Origin of the sequence: Enterobacter sichuanensis (assembly GCF_009036245.1) — a bacterium.
GTDB classification, from domain to species: Bacteria; Pseudomonadota; Gammaproteobacteria; order Enterobacterales; family Enterobacteriaceae; genus Enterobacter; species Enterobacter sichuanensis.
Genome location: NZ_CP027986.1, coordinates 3,255,447 through 3,268,495, shown reverse-complemented (window position 1 = coordinate 3,268,495; position 13,049 = coordinate 3,255,447). Strand labels below are relative to the sequence as shown.

Annotated in this window: 11 protein-coding genes; 10 read left to right on the top strand and 1 reads right to left on the bottom strand. The window is 57.2% G+C overall.

What is annotated here, in order from left to right; translation table 11 throughout:
* Nucleotides 1-2 precede the first annotated feature (2 nt).
* The 10 genes from nuoE (at nucleotide 3) to nuoN (ending at nucleotide 11,918) form a co-directional block, all read left to right on the top strand.
* Nucleotides 3-503 (top strand): NADH-quinone oxidoreductase subunit NuoE, encoded by a 501-nt coding sequence (nuoE, locus tag C1N69_RS15690; RefSeq protein WP_003861486.1) that lies wholly within the window; start codon nucleotides 3-5, stop codon nucleotides 501-503.
* The gene (gene nuoF, locus C1N69_RS15685; RefSeq protein ID WP_008500209.1) at nucleotides 500-1,837 is read left to right on the top strand and encodes an NADH-quinone oxidoreductase subunit NuoF; all 1,338 of its coding nucleotides are present in this window, start codon (nucleotides 500-502) and stop codon (nucleotides 1,835-1,837) included. Before nuoE ends, nuoF begins: the two co-directional genes overlap by 4 nt.
* Nucleotides 1,838-1,892: 55 nt before the next feature.
* Nucleotides 1,893-4,616: an NADH-quinone oxidoreductase subunit NuoG gene (nuoG, locus tag C1N69_RS15680; RefSeq protein WP_059385208.1), complete on the top strand. Its 2,724-nt coding sequence runs from the start codon at nucleotides 1,893-1,895 to the stop codon at nucleotides 4,614-4,616.
* The gene (nuoH, locus tag C1N69_RS15675) at nucleotides 4,613-5,590 is read left to right on the top strand and encodes an NADH-quinone oxidoreductase subunit NuoH (RefSeq protein WP_008500211.1); all 978 of its coding nucleotides are present in this window, start codon (nucleotides 4,613-4,615) and stop codon (nucleotides 5,588-5,590) included. The genes nuoG and nuoH overlap by 4 nt, the downstream gene beginning before the upstream one ends.
* A gap of 13 nt (nucleotides 5,591-5,603) precedes the next feature.
* Nucleotides 5,604-6,146 carry an NADH-quinone oxidoreductase subunit NuoI gene (nuoI, locus tag C1N69_RS15670; protein ID WP_003861491.1) on the top strand — a complete coding sequence of 181 codons (543 nt, stop codon included), beginning with the start codon at nucleotides 5,604-5,606 and terminating at the stop codon, nucleotides 6,144-6,146.
* Nucleotides 6,147-6,156: 10 nt separating this feature from the next.
* Nucleotides 6,157-6,711, top strand: coding sequence for an NADH-quinone oxidoreductase subunit J (gene nuoJ, locus C1N69_RS15665; RefSeq protein ID WP_008500212.1), 555 nt, complete (start codon nucleotides 6,157-6,159; stop codon nucleotides 6,709-6,711).
* Nucleotides 6,708-7,010, top strand: coding sequence for an NADH-quinone oxidoreductase subunit NuoK (gene nuoK, locus C1N69_RS15660; protein ID WP_003861496.1), 303 nt, complete (start codon nucleotides 6,708-6,710; stop codon nucleotides 7,008-7,010). The genes nuoJ and nuoK overlap by 4 nt, the downstream gene beginning before the upstream one ends.
* Nucleotides 7,007-8,848, top strand: a complete 1,842-nt coding sequence (gene nuoL / locus C1N69_RS15655; RefSeq protein WP_095451879.1) for an NADH-quinone oxidoreductase subunit L — start codon at nucleotides 7,007-7,009, stop codon at nucleotides 8,846-8,848. The genes nuoK and nuoL overlap by 4 nt, the downstream gene beginning before the upstream one ends.
* A gap of 76 nt (nucleotides 8,849-8,924) precedes the next feature.
* Entirely contained in the window at nucleotides 8,925-10,454 is a 1,530-nt protein-coding gene (nuoM, locus tag C1N69_RS15650; RefSeq protein ID WP_025757186.1) for an NADH-quinone oxidoreductase subunit M, read from the top strand.
* 6 nt (nucleotides 10,455-10,460) lie between these two features.
* Nucleotides 10,461-11,918: an NADH-quinone oxidoreductase subunit NuoN gene (gene nuoN / locus C1N69_RS15645; RefSeq protein WP_023312531.1), complete on the top strand. Its 1,458-nt coding sequence runs from the start codon at nucleotides 10,461-10,463 to the stop codon at nucleotides 11,916-11,918.
* Between the two features lie 92 nt (nucleotides 11,919-12,010).
* Here nuoN and C1N69_RS15640 read toward each other — a convergent pair whose 3' ends face one another.
* The gene (locus C1N69_RS15640; RefSeq protein ID WP_045286087.1) at nucleotides 12,011-13,015 is read right to left on the bottom strand and encodes a chemotaxis protein; all 1,005 of its coding nucleotides are present in this window, start codon (nucleotides 13,013-13,015) and stop codon (nucleotides 12,011-12,013) included.
* Between the last annotated feature and the right edge of the window lie 34 nt (nucleotides 13,016-13,049).

The window sequence follows — 13,049 nt, the reverse complement described above, 5'->3', positions numbered from 1 at the left end:
TTATGCACGAGAATCAACAACCACAAACCGAGGCTTTTGAGCTGAGTGAAGCAGAGCGTGCCGCCATCGAGCACGAGATGCACCACTACGAAGACCCGCGTGCGGCGTCCATTGAAGCGCTGAAAATCGTACAGAAACAGCGTGGTTGGGTGCCGGATGGGGCGATCTATGCGATCGCAGAAGTGCTGGGTATTCCGGCAAGTGACGTAGAAGGCGTAGCCACGTTCTACAGCCAGATCTTCCGTCAGCCGGTAGGCCGCCATGTGATCCGCTACTGCGACAGCGTTGTCTGTCACATTACCGGTTATCAGGGCATTCAGGCTGCCATTGAGAAGAAACTCAATATCAAGCCGGGCCAGACCACCTTTGATGGTCGCTTTACTCTGCTGCCAACCTGCTGCCTGGGTAACTGCGACAAGGGGCCGACCATGATGATTGATGAGGACACTCACAGCCATCTGACGCCGGAAGCGATTCCTGACCTGCTGGAGCAGTACAAATGAAAACTGTAATTCGTACTGCTGAAACCCATCCGCTGACCTGGCGTCTGCGCGATGACAAACAGCCGGTATGGCTCGACGAATACCAGAGCAAAAACGGCTATGCCGGTGCGCGTAAAGCCCTCGGCGGCATGGCGCCGGACGACATCGTTAACGCGGTGAAAGAGTCGGGTCTGAAAGGCCGCGGCGGCGCGGGCTTCTCCACCGGGCTGAAGTGGAGCCTGATGCCGAAAGACGAATCCATGAACATCCGTTACCTGCTGTGTAACGCCGATGAAATGGAGCCGGGCACCTATAAAGACCGCCTGCTGATGGAGCAGCTGCCGCACCTGCTGGTGGAAGGCATGCTGATCTCGGCGTTTGCGCTGAAAGCGTACCGTGGTTACATCTTCCTGCGCGGTGAGTACATCGAAGCAGCAGAAAACCTGCGTCGCGCGATTGCGGAAGCCACTGAAGCGGGCCTGCTTGGCAAAAACATTCTGGGCACTGGTTTTGACTTCGAGCTGTTCGTGCACACCGGTGCCGGGCGTTATATCTGCGGTGAAGAGACCGCGCTGATTAACTCCCTGGAAGGCCGCCGTGCGAACCCGCGTTCCAAGCCGCCATTCCCGGCAAGCTCCGGCGTGTGGGGTAAGCCGACCTGCGTAAACAACGTCGAAACCCTGTGTAACGTTCCGGCAATCCTCGCCAACGGCGTGGAGTGGTATCAGGGCATCTCCTCAAGCAAAGATGCTGGTACCAAGCTGATGGGCTTCTCCGGTCGCGTGAAAAATCCTGGCGTCTGGGAGCTGCCGTTCGGTACCACCGCACGTGAAATTCTTGAAGACTACGCCGGCGGTATGCGCGATGGACTGAAATTCAAAGCCTGGCAGCCGGGTGGGGCAGGGACAGACTTCCTGACCGAAGCTCACCTTGACCTGCCGATGGAATTCGAAAGCATTGGTAAAGCAGGCAGCCGTCTGGGTACGGCGCTGGCGATGGCCGTCGACCACGAGATCGGCATGGTATCGCTGGTGCGCAACCTGGAAGAGTTCTTCGCCCGTGAGTCCTGCGGCTGGTGTACACCTTGCCGTGACGGTCTGCCGTGGAGCGTGAAGATCCTGCGTGCAATCGAACGTGGCGAAGGCCAGCCTGGCGATATCGAGACACTTGAGCAACTGTGTCGATTCTTAGGTCCGGGTAAAACCTTCTGTGCCCACGCACCAGGTGCTGTCGAACCGCTGCAGAGCGCGATTAAATATTTCCGCGACGAATTCGAAGCAGGCATCAAGCAGCCGTTCAGCAATACCCATGCGATTAATGGGATTCAGCCGAACCTGCTGAAAGCGCGCTGGTAACGACAAGAATTTTGATTAACGCTCGGTTTCGACTGAGCCAACTGGAAGCATGCTAATGGCTACGATTCATGTAGACGGCAAAGAATATGAGGTCAACGGGGCGGACAACCTGCTGGAAGCTTGTCTGTCGCTCGGCCTTGATATTCCGTATTTTTGCTGGCATCCGGCGCTGGGCAGCGTCGGTGCTTGCCGCCAGTGTGCGGTGAAGCAATATCAAAACGCGGAAGACACGCGTGGTCGCCTGGTGATGTCCTGTATGACGCCAGCCACCGAAGGCACCTTTATTTCGATTGATGACGAAGAAGCCAAACAGTTCCGCGAAAGCGTTGTGGAATGGTTGATGACCAACCACCCGCACGACTGTCCGGTCTGTGAAGAGGGCGGTAACTGCCACCTTCAGGATATGACCGTAATGACCGGTCACAGCTTCCGTCGCTATCGCTTTACCAAGCGTACCCACCGTAACCAGGATCTGGGGCCGTTCATCTCTCACGAAATGAACCGCTGCATCGCCTGCTACCGCTGCGTGCGTTACTACAAAGACTACGCAGACGGTCAGGATCTGGGCGTCTATGGTGCGCATGACAACGTTTACTTCGGTCGTCCGGAGGACGGGGTGCTTGAGAGCGAATTCTCCGGTAACCTGGTGGAAATCTGCCCGACCGGCGTGTTCACCGACAAAACCCACTCCGAGCGTTACAACCGTAAATGGGACATGCAGTTTGCGCCAAGCATCTGCCAGCAGTGTTCTTTGGGCTGTAACACCAGCCCGGGTGAGCGCTACGGCGAGCTGCGTCGTATCGAAAACCGTTACAACGGTACCGTTAACCACTACTTCCTGTGCGACCGCGGTCGTTTCGGCTATGGCTATGTGAACCTGAAAGACCGTCCGCGTCAGCCGGTTCAGCGCCGTGGCGATGACTTCATTACCCTGAACGCTGAACAGGCAATGCAGGGCGCGGCAGACATTCTGCGCCAGTCGAAGAAAGTGATCGGTATCGGCTCCCCGCGCGCCAGCATCGAAAGCAACTTCGCGCTGCGCGAGCTGGTGGGTGCGGAAAACTTCTATACCGGTATCGCCCAGGGCGAGCAGGAACGTCTGCAGCTGGTACTGAAAGTGCTGCGTGAAGGCGGTATTCATACCCCTGCGCTGCGTGAAATCGAATCCTATGATGCGGTCCTGGTGCTGGGTGAAGATCTGACGCAGACCGGCGCTCGTGCGGCTCTGGCGGTTCGTCAGGCGGTGAAAGGTAAAGCGCGTGAAATGGCAGCGGCACAGAAAGTGGCTGACTGGCAGATTGCGGCAATTCTCAACATCGGCCAGCGCGCGAAGCATCCTCTGTTTGTGACGAACGTTGACAATACCCGTCTGGACGATATCGCGGCGTGGACCTACTGCGCACCGGTTGAAGATCAGGCGCGTCTTGGCTTTGCCATTGCCCACGCGCTGGACAGCAACTCCCCAGCCGTTGAACTGGATCGTGACCTGCAAAACAAGGTCGACGTGATTGTTCAGGCGCTGGCGGGTGCGAAGAAACCTCTGATTATTTCCGGGACTAACGCCGGAAGCGCCGAGATTATTCAGGCTGCAGCGAACGTTGCCAAAGCCCTGAAAGGCCGCGGTGCCGACGTTGGCGTAACCATGATTGCCCGTGCGGTAAACAGCATCGGTCTGGGTATGATTGGCGGCGGCTCGCTGGAAGAAGCGTTAAGCGAACTGGAATCCGGTGCCGCTGACGCCGTTGTGGTGCTGGAAAACGATCTGCATCGCCACGCTTCTGCCGCACGCGTAGACGCCGCGCTCTCCAAAGCGCCACTGGTGATGGTTATCGACCATCAGCGCACCGCGATTATGGATAAAGCGCACCTGGTGCTCTCTGCGGCAAGCTTCGCAGAAAGCGACGGTACCGTTATCAACAACGAAGGCCGCGCGCAGCGTTTCTTCCAGGTTTACGACCCGGCATATTACGACAGCAACACCGTGATGCTGGAAAGCTGGCGCTGGCTGCACTCGCTGCACAGCACCGTGCAGAGCCGTGAAGTGGACTGGACGCAGCTTGACCACGTTATCGACGCGGTGGTGGAAAAACTGCCTCAGCTGGCAGGCATTAAGGATGCTGCACCTGAAGCAAGCTTCCGTATTCGCGGTCAGAAACTGGCGCGTGAACCGCACCGTTACAGCGGTCGTACCGCAATGCGTGCCAATATCAGCGTACACGAACCGCGTCAGCCGCAGGATAAAGACACCATGTTCGCCTTCTCAATGGAAGGGAACAACCAGCCGTCTGCGCCGCGTTCACAGATCCCATTCGCATGGGCGCCGGGCTGGAACTCCCCGCAGGCATGGAACAAGTTCCAGGCTGAAGTGGGCGGTTCGCTGCGCCACGGTGACCCGGGCGTGCGTCTGATTGAAGCCTCTGAAACCGGTCTGGACTACTTCACCACCGTGCCGGCGAGCTTCCAGGCGCAGGACGGTAGCTGGCGTATCGCGCCTTACTACCATCTGTTTGGTAGTGACGAGCTGTCCCAGCGTTCACCGGTCTTCCAGACCCGTATGCCGCAGCCGTACATCAAGCTCAACCCGGCGGACGCCGCGAAGCTTGGCGTCAACGCGGGTGCGAACATTGCCTTTAGCTACGACGGCCAGACCATCAGCCTGCCGCTGATTATCTCTGAAAGTCTGACAGCAGGGCAGGTGGGTCTGCCGATGGGTATGCCTGGCATCGCGCCGGTTCTGGCGGGTGCGCGTCTTGATAATCTGCAGGAGGCAAAAGCATGAGTTGGTTAACGCCGGATCTTATCGACATCCTGCTGAGCATTCTGAAAGCGATTGTTATCCTGCTGGTGGTGGTCACCTGCGGCGCGTTCATGAGCTTTGGTGAACGTCGTCTGCTCGGTCTGTTCCAGAACCGTTATGGACCAAACCGCGTGGGCTGGGGTGGTTCACTCCAGCTGGTCGCGGACATGATCAAGATGTTCTTTAAAGAGGACTGGATCCCGCGCTTCTCGGACCGCGTGATCTTTACTCTGGCACCGATGATCGCCTTCACCTCGCTGCTGCTGGCGTTTGCTATCGTTCCGGTCAGCCCGACCTGGGTGGTGGCTGACCTGAACATCGGTATTCTGTTCTTCCTGATGATGGCAGGCCTCGCGGTTTACGCGGTGCTGTTCGCAGGCTGGTCCAGTAACAACAAATACTCGCTGCTGGGTGCGATGCGTGCGTCTGCGCAGACGCTGAGCTACGAAGTGTTCCTGGGTCTCTCCCTGATGGGCGTGGTGGCGCAGGCCGGTTCATTCAACATGACCGACATCGTCAACAACCAGGCCGACATCTGGAACGTTATCCCGCAGTTCTTTGGGTTTATTACCTTTGCTATCGCGGGCGTGGCGGTGTGTCACCGTCACCCGTTTGACCAGCCAGAAGCCGAACAGGAACTGGCCGACGGTTACCACATTGAATATTCCGGTATGAAATTCGGTCTGTTCTTCGTGGGCGAATACATCGGTATCGTCACCATTTCCGCGTTGATGGTAACGCTGTTCTTTGGTGGCTGGCATGGCCCGTTCTTACCGCCGTTCATCTGGTTCGCGCTGAAAACCGCGTTCTTCATGATGATGTTCATTTTGATTCGCGCAGCGTTACCGCGTCCGCGTTATGACCAGGTAATGTCCTTCGGCTGGAAAGTGTGCCTGCCGCTGACGCTCGTCAACTTGTTGGTAACGGCGGCTGTCATTCTCTGGCAGCAGCCATAAGGGGCTATAGACCATGACCTTAAAAGAATTACTGGTAGGCTTCGGCACTCAGGTACGCAGTATCTGGATGATCGGCCTGCACGCGTTTGCCAAACGCGAAACCCGGATGTACCCGGAAGAGCCGGTATATCTGCCGCCGCGCTACCGTGGCCGTATCGTGCTGACGCGCGACCCGGACGGTTCCGAGCGCTGCGTTGCCTGTAACCTGTGTGCGGTAGCGTGTCCGGTAGGCTGTATCTCTCTGCAGAAAGCAGAGACGGTAGATGGCCGCTGGTACCCTGAGTTCTTCCGCATCAACTTCTCACGCTGCATCTTCTGCGGTCTGTGTGAAGAAGCGTGCCCAACCACGGCGATTCAGCTGACTCCAGACTTTGAACTGGGTGAGTATAAGCGTCAGGACCTGGTGTACGAGAAAGAGGATCTGCTGATTTCCGGTCCGGGTAAATACCCGGAATATAACTTCTACCGGATGGCGGGTATGGCAATCGACGGCAAAGATAAGGGCGAAGCAGAGAACGAAGCTAAGCCTATCGACGTCAAGAGCCTGTTACCGTAAGGAGAGGGCAATGGAATTCGCTTTTTATATCTGTGGCCTTATCGCCATCCTGGCTACGCTGCGAGTGATTACGCACACCAATCCGGTGCATGCGCTGCTGTACTTAATCATTTCGCTGCTGGCCATTTCCGGGGTGTTCTTTGCGTTGGGCGCGCACTTCGCCGGTGCGCTGGAAATCATCGTCTACGCCGGGGCCATCATGGTGCTGTTCGTGTTCGTCGTGATGATGCTGAACCTGGGCGGCTCTGAAATCGAGCAGGAACGTCAGTGGTTAAAACCGCAGGTATGGATTGGCCCGGCAATTCTGTCGGCCATCATGCTGGTGGTGATTGTTTACGCCATTCTCGGCGTCAACGATCAGGGCATCGACGGTACGCCGATCGGCGCTAAAGAGGTAGGTATTACGCTCTTTGGCCCATACGTTCTGGCGGTTGAACTGGCCTCCATGCTGCTGCTGGCAGGTCTGGTTGTTGCCTTCCACGTTGGCCGCGAAGAGCGTGCTGGCGAGGTGCTGAGCAACCGCACTGACGACCGCGCGAAAAGAAAAACGGAGGAGCGCGCATGATCCCCTTAACACATGGACTGATCCTCGCTGCGATTTTATTCGTTCTGGGTCTGACGGGTCTGGTTATCCGCCGCAATCTGCTGTTTATGCTGATCGGTCTGGAAATCATGATTAACGCCTCTGCGCTGGCCTTCGTGGTCGCCGGAAGCTACTGGGGCCAGACCGATGGTCAGGTGATGTACATTCTCGCCATCAGCCTTGCGGCTGCTGAAGCGAGTATTGGCCTGGCGCTGTTACTGCAGCTCCATCGTCGCCGCCAGAATCTGAACATCGATTCAGTAAGTGAGTTGCGTGGATGAACATGCTTGCCTTAACCATTATTTTTCCGCTGATTGGCTTCATGCTGCTGGCGTTTTCTCGCGGCCGCTGGTCTGAGAATCTGTCTGCGACCGTCGGCATGGGCTCTGTTGGTCTGGCCGCGCTGGTGACAGCGTATGCGGGTATCGACTTCTTTAACAACGGGCGTCAGCCCTTCAGCGTGCCGCTGTGGACCTGGATGTCGGTCGGTGATTTCAACATCGGTTTCAACCTGGTGCTGGATGGTCTCTCGCTGACCATGCTCTCCGTGGTCACCGGCGTCGGCTTCCTGATCCACATGTTCGCCTCCTGGTATATGCGCGGTGAAGAGGGGTACTCCCGCTTCTTCGCCTACACCAACCTGTTTATCGCCAGCATGGTGGTTCTGGTGCTGGCCGATAACCTGCTGCTGATGTATCTGGGCTGGGAAGGCGTGGGTCTGTGCTCATACCTGCTGATCGGTTTCTACTACACCGATCCGAAGAATGGCGCAGCGGCCATGAAAGCGTTCGTCGTGACCCGTGTGGGTGACGTCTTCCTCGCGTTCGCGCTGTTCATTCTCTATAACGAACTGGGCACGCTGAACTTCCGCGAGATGGTGGAACTGGCGCCGGCGCACTTCGCTGCAGGCAACAACATGCTGTGGTGGGCAACGCTGATGCTGCTGGGTGGTGCTGTGGGTAAATCCGCACAGCTGCCGTTGCAGACATGGCTGGCCGACGCGATGGCGGGTCCAACCCCTGTCTCCGCGCTGATCCACGCTGCGACCATGGTCACCGCCGGTGTCTACCTGATTGCACGTACCCATGGCCTGTTCCTGATGACTCCGGAAATTCTGCATCTGGTGGGTATCGTCGGTGCGGTCACGCTGGTGCTGGCAGGCTTTGCCGCGCTGGTGCAGACCGACATCAAACGCGTTCTTGCTTATTCCACCATGAGCCAGATTGGTTACATGTTCCTGGCGCTGGGCGTTCAGGCGTGGGACGCGGCGATTTTCCACCTGATGACGCACGCGTTCTTTAAAGCGCTGCTGTTCCTCTCATCCGGTTCCGTCATTCTGGCCTGCCATCACGAGCAGAACATCTTCAAGATGGGCGGACTGCGTAAGTCCATCCCGCTGGTTTATGTCTGCTTCCTGGTGGGCGGCGCGGCGCTGGCGGCACTGCCGCTGATCACCGCGGGCTTCTTCAGTAAGGACGAAATCCTTGCGGGTGCCATGGCGAATGGTCATATCAATCTGATGGTTGCGGGTCTGGTCGGTGCGTTCATGACTTCCCTGTATACCTTCCGTATGATTTTCATCGTATTCCACGGTAAAGAACAAATTCACGCTCACGCAGGGAAGGGGATTACCCATCACCTGCCGCTGATTGTGCTGCTGGTCCTGTCCACCTTCGTTGGCGCGATGATTGTTCCGCCACTGCAGGGCGTACTGCCAGACACCACCGAGCTTGAGCATGGTCGCGTTCTGACGCTTGAAATCACCTCCGGTGTGGTCGCTATCGCGGGCATCCTGATCGCTGCATGGCTGTGGCTGGGTAAACGTACGCTGGTGACTGCCGTTGCCAATAGTGCGCCGGGCCGTCTGCTGGGCACCTGGTGGTACAACGCGTGGGGCTTCGACTGGCTGTACGACATGATCTTCGTGAAGCCGTTCCTGGGCATTGCGTGGCTGCTGAAGCGCGACCCACTGAACAGCCTGATGAATATCCCGGCGATCCTCTCCCGCTTTGCAGGTAAAGGCCTGCTGTACAGCGAGAACGGTTACCTGCGCTGGTATGTGGCGTCCATGAGCATCGGTGCGGTTGTCGTGCTGGCGCTGCTGATGGTGTTGCGTTGATCGTTAAGTGAATTTTATTCGAATTCGTTGAAAATCAGGCCCCTGCTGGGGGCCTTAAAAAGGAATGTAAATCGCCATGTTACTACCCTGGCTAATATTAATTCCCTTCATCGGCGGCTTCCTGTGCTGGCAGACTGAACGCTTTGGCGTGAAGATGCCGCGCTGGATCGCGCTGATCACCATGGGATTGACGCTCGCGCTTGGTCTGCAACTCTGGTTGCAGGGTGGCTACTCTCTGACCCAGTCTGCGGGCATTCCGCAGTGGCAGTCTGAGTTTATCCTGCCGTGGATCCCACGTTTCGGCATTACGATCCACCTGGCGATTGACGGTCTGTCGCTGCTGATGGTGGTGCTGACCGGTCTGCTCGGCGTTCTGGCGGTACTCTGCTCCTGGCGTGAAATCGAAAAATACCAGGGCTTCTTCCACCTGAACCTGATGTGGATTCTGGGCGGCGTTATCGGCGTGTTCCTGGCCATCGACATGTTCCTGTTCTTCTTCTTCTGGGAGATGATGCTGGTGCCGATGTACTTCCTGATCGCGCTGTGGGGCCATAAGGCGTCCGACGGTAAAACGCGTATCACGGCGGCCACCAAGTTCTTCATCTATACCCAGGCGAGTGGTCTGGTGATGCTGATTGCCATTCTGGCGCTGGTGTTTGTGCACCACAATGCGACCGGTGTCTGGACCTTCAACTACGAAGAGCTGCTGAAGACTCCGATGTCGCACGGCGTGGAATACCTGCTGATGCTGGGCTTCTTCATCGCCTTCGCGGTGAAAATGCCGGTGGTTCCTCTGCACGGCTGGCTGCCAGACGCGCACTCTCAGGCACCAACGGCGGGTTCCGTTGACCTGGCGGGCATCTTGCTGAAAACCGCGGCCTACGGCCTGCTGCGTTTCGCACTGCCGCTGTTCCCGAACGCCTCCGCTGAGTTCGCACCGATTGCCATGTGGCTGGGTGTGATCGGTATCTTCTACGGTGCCTGGATGGCGTTTACGCAGTACGACATCAAACGTCTGATTGCCTACACCTCCGTCTCCCACATGGGCTTCGTGCTGATTGCTATCTACACCGGCAGCCAGCTGGCGTACCAGGGCGCGGTGATCCAGATGATTGCGCACGGCCTGTCCGCAGCCGGTCTCTTCATCCTGTGTGGCCAGCTGTACGAACGTCTGCACACCCGCGACATGCGTATGATGGGCGGCCTGTGGAGCAAAATTAAATGGCTGCCAGCGCTGTCCATGTTCTTCGCAGTGGCCACCCTGGGGATGCCAGGCACCGGTAACTTCGTCGGCGAATTTATGATTCTGTTCGGCAGCTTCAAAGTGGTACCGGTGATTACCGTGATCTCCACCTTTGGTCTGGTGTTCGCTTCCGTGTACTCGCTGGCGATGCTGCACCGCGCTTACTTCGGAAAAGCGAAGAGCGAAATTGCTGCACAAGAACTGCCGGGGATGTCGCTGCGTGAGCTGTTCATCATCCTGCTGCTGGTCGTACTGCTGGTGCTGCTGGGCTTCTTCCCGCAGCCGATTCTGGATACCTCGCATAGCGCGATGGGTAACATCCAGCAGTGGTTTGTTAATTCTGCTTCTACTACAAGGCCGTAATTCGCCATGACAATAACTCCACAACAACTGATCGCGCTGCTACCGCTGCTGATCGTCGGATTGACGGTGGTGGTTGTGATGCTCTCCATTGCGTGGCGACGCAATCACTTCCTGAATGCCACGCTGTCGGTCATTGGCTTGAACGCCGCGTTAGTCTCTCTCTGGTTTGTTGGCCAGGGTGGGGCGATGGACGTCACCCCGCTGATGCGCGTTGACGGTTACGCCATGCTGTATACCGGTCTGGTTCTGCTGGCGAGCCTGGCAACCTGTACCTTTGCGTACCCGTGGCTTGAAGGCTACAACGACAACAAAGAAGAGTTTTACCTGCTGGTTCTGATTGCCGCACTGGGCGGCATTCTGCTGGCGAACGCGAACCACCTGGCTGCGCTGTTCCTCGGCATTGAGCTGATCTCTCTGCCGCTGTTCGGTCTGATTGGTTACGCCTTCCGTCAGAAGCGCTCGCTGGAAGCAAGCATCAAGTACACCATCCTGTCTGCGGCGGCGTCCTCGTTCCTGCTGTTTGGTATTGCGCTGCTGTACGCACAGTCCGGTAATCTCTCCTTCATGGCGCTCGGCAAGAGCCTCGGCGACGGCATGCTGCATGAGCCGCTGCTGCTGGCGGGTCTGGGCATGATGATTGTTGGCCTTGGCTTCAAACTCTCTCTGGTTCCGTTCCACCTCTGGACGCCAGACGTCTACCAGGGTGCGCCAGCGCCGGTGTCTACCTTCCTGGCGACGGCGAGCAAAATCGCTATCTTCGGGGTGGTGATGCGTCTGTTCCTGTACGCACCGGTGGGTGACAGCGAAGCGGTTCGCGTGGTGCTGGGCATCATCGCGTTCGTCTCCATCATCTTCGGTAACCTGATGGCGCTGAGCCAGACCAACATCAAACGTCTGCTGGGTTACTCCTCTATCTCGCATCTGGGCTACCTGATGGTGGCGCTGATTGCGCTGCAGAGCGGTGAGATGTCGATGGAAACCGTGGGCGTCTATCTGGCCGGTTATCTGTTCAGCAGCCTCGGCGCGTTCGGCGTGGTGAGCCTGATGTCCAGCCCGTACCGTGGCCCGGATGCCGATTCACTATTCTCCTACCGTGGTCTGTTCTGGCACCGCCCGATCCTGTCCGCGGTGATGACGGTGATGATGCTCTCTCTGGCGGGTATCCCGATGACGCTGGGCTTTATTGGTAAGTTCTACGTGCTGGCTGTCGGTGTGCAGGCGCATCTGTGGTGGCTGACCGCGGGCGTGGTGATCGGCTCTGCGATTGGTCTGTACTACTACCTGCGTGTGGCCGTGAGTCTGTACCTGAGTGCACCTCAGCAGCTCAACCGTGATGCCCCAACCAACTGGCAGTACAGCGCCGGCGGTATTGTGGTCCTCATCTCCGCACTGCTGGTACTGATCTTCGGTATCTATCCGCAGCCGCTGATTGATATCGTGCAGCGAGCGATGCCGCTGATGTAAAAGCAAAAAACCCGCCTCGGCGGGTTTTTTTATGGTTTTCTCCCTCTCCCCGTGGGAGAGGGCCGGGGTGAGGGCACCAGCCCGCACCAGATTTAAGCCAGCTGTTTCCTGCTAATCAACGGCCCGTCAATTTTCTTCATCGAGCGGTCCAGCACTTCCTCAATCACCGATGACAGCTCGTTCAGCTCAAACTTCGCCACGTAACCGTCCGCCTTCACCTTACGAATATGATCTTCGTTGGCGTTGCCGGAAAGGGAGGAGTGGATCACCACCGGAATATCTTTCAGCAGCGGATCGGTTTTGATCTTACGCGTCAGCGTGAAACCGTCCATCTCCGGCATTTCGAGGTCGGTCAGTACCAGGGCAATCTTATCGGTAATCGGCACCCCTTCCGCCTGCGCCTGTGCCGCCAGCACGCCAATTTTCTCCCACGCGTCTTTACCGGTGATATGCAACTGCGCCGGAATTTCCATTGCCTGCAGACCCTTCTCCAGCATGGAGCGCGCCACTTTGGAATCTTCCGCGACAATCGCGACAGCGCCCGGCTTAATATGGAATTTGGTGGTCTTCAGATTGGTGGCATGAAGATCGTGGTTGGCCGGCGTGATGTCATACAGGATCTGCTCAACGTCCAGCACCATCGCCAGTTCGTTGGTATCCGTCTTCTCGTCAAGACACGCAATACTGGTGATGTAGCGCCCGCTGACGGCGGTTTCCGCGGCGTGCACCTGCTTCCAGTCCAGACGCATGATGTTCTCAACCGATTCCACGGCGAACGCCTGCACGCTACGTGCATATTCGGTGATCAGCAGAATATTCAGCCCGGTAGTGGGCTTACAGCCGGCCACGGCGGCCAGGTCAATCACCGGGATCACCTGATCGCGAATATTCACCATTCCCATCAGCGGTGATTTCATTCCTGCGGGTTTCGTGAACTCCGGCATCGGCACAATTTCACGCAGTTTAAAGACGTTAATGCCAAACAGCTCAGATTTATTTTCGTTAAGAGAGGTGCCGAGACGGAACAGCAACAGTTCAAAACGGTTCGACAGGGTCAGATTCGCCCTGTCATCAATATCTTTCTGGAAATTATCCATTCTACCCTCGAGAGAAATGCTGACCTTTTAATCG

What these genes read in the sequence shown, in the direction of transcription:
- nuoE (WP_003861486.1), top strand. Translation starts at nt 3, where the DNA reads ATGCACGAGAATCAACAACCACAAACCGAGGCTTTTGAGCTGAGTGAA.
- nuoF (WP_008500209.1), top strand. Translation starts at nt 500, where the DNA reads ATGAAAACTGTAATTCGTACTGCTGAAACCCATCCGCTGACCTGGCGT.
- nuoG (WP_059385208.1), top strand. Translation starts at nt 1,893, where the DNA reads ATGGCTACGATTCATGTAGACGGCAAAGAATATGAGGTCAACGGGGCG.
- nuoH (WP_008500211.1), top strand. Translation starts at nt 4,613, where the DNA reads ATGAGTTGGTTAACGCCGGATCTTATCGACATCCTGCTGAGCATTCTG.
- nuoI (WP_003861491.1), top strand. Translation starts at nt 5,604, where the DNA reads ATGACCTTAAAAGAATTACTGGTAGGCTTCGGCACTCAGGTACGCAGT.
- nuoJ (WP_008500212.1), top strand. Translation starts at nt 6,157, where the DNA reads ATGGAATTCGCTTTTTATATCTGTGGCCTTATCGCCATCCTGGCTACG.
- nuoK (WP_003861496.1), top strand. Translation starts at nt 6,708, where the DNA reads ATGATCCCCTTAACACATGGACTGATCCTCGCTGCGATTTTATTCGTT.
- nuoL (WP_095451879.1), top strand. Translation starts at nt 7,007, where the DNA reads ATGAACATGCTTGCCTTAACCATTATTTTTCCGCTGATTGGCTTCATG.
- nuoM (WP_025757186.1), top strand. Translation starts at nt 8,925, where the DNA reads ATGTTACTACCCTGGCTAATATTAATTCCCTTCATCGGCGGCTTCCTG.
- nuoN (WP_023312531.1), top strand. Translation starts at nt 10,461, where the DNA reads ATGACAATAACTCCACAACAACTGATCGCGCTGCTACCGCTGCTGATC.
- C1N69_RS15640 (WP_045286087.1), bottom strand. Translation starts at nt 13,015, where the DNA reads ATGGATAATTTCCAGAAAGATATTGATGACAGGGCGAATCTGACCCTG.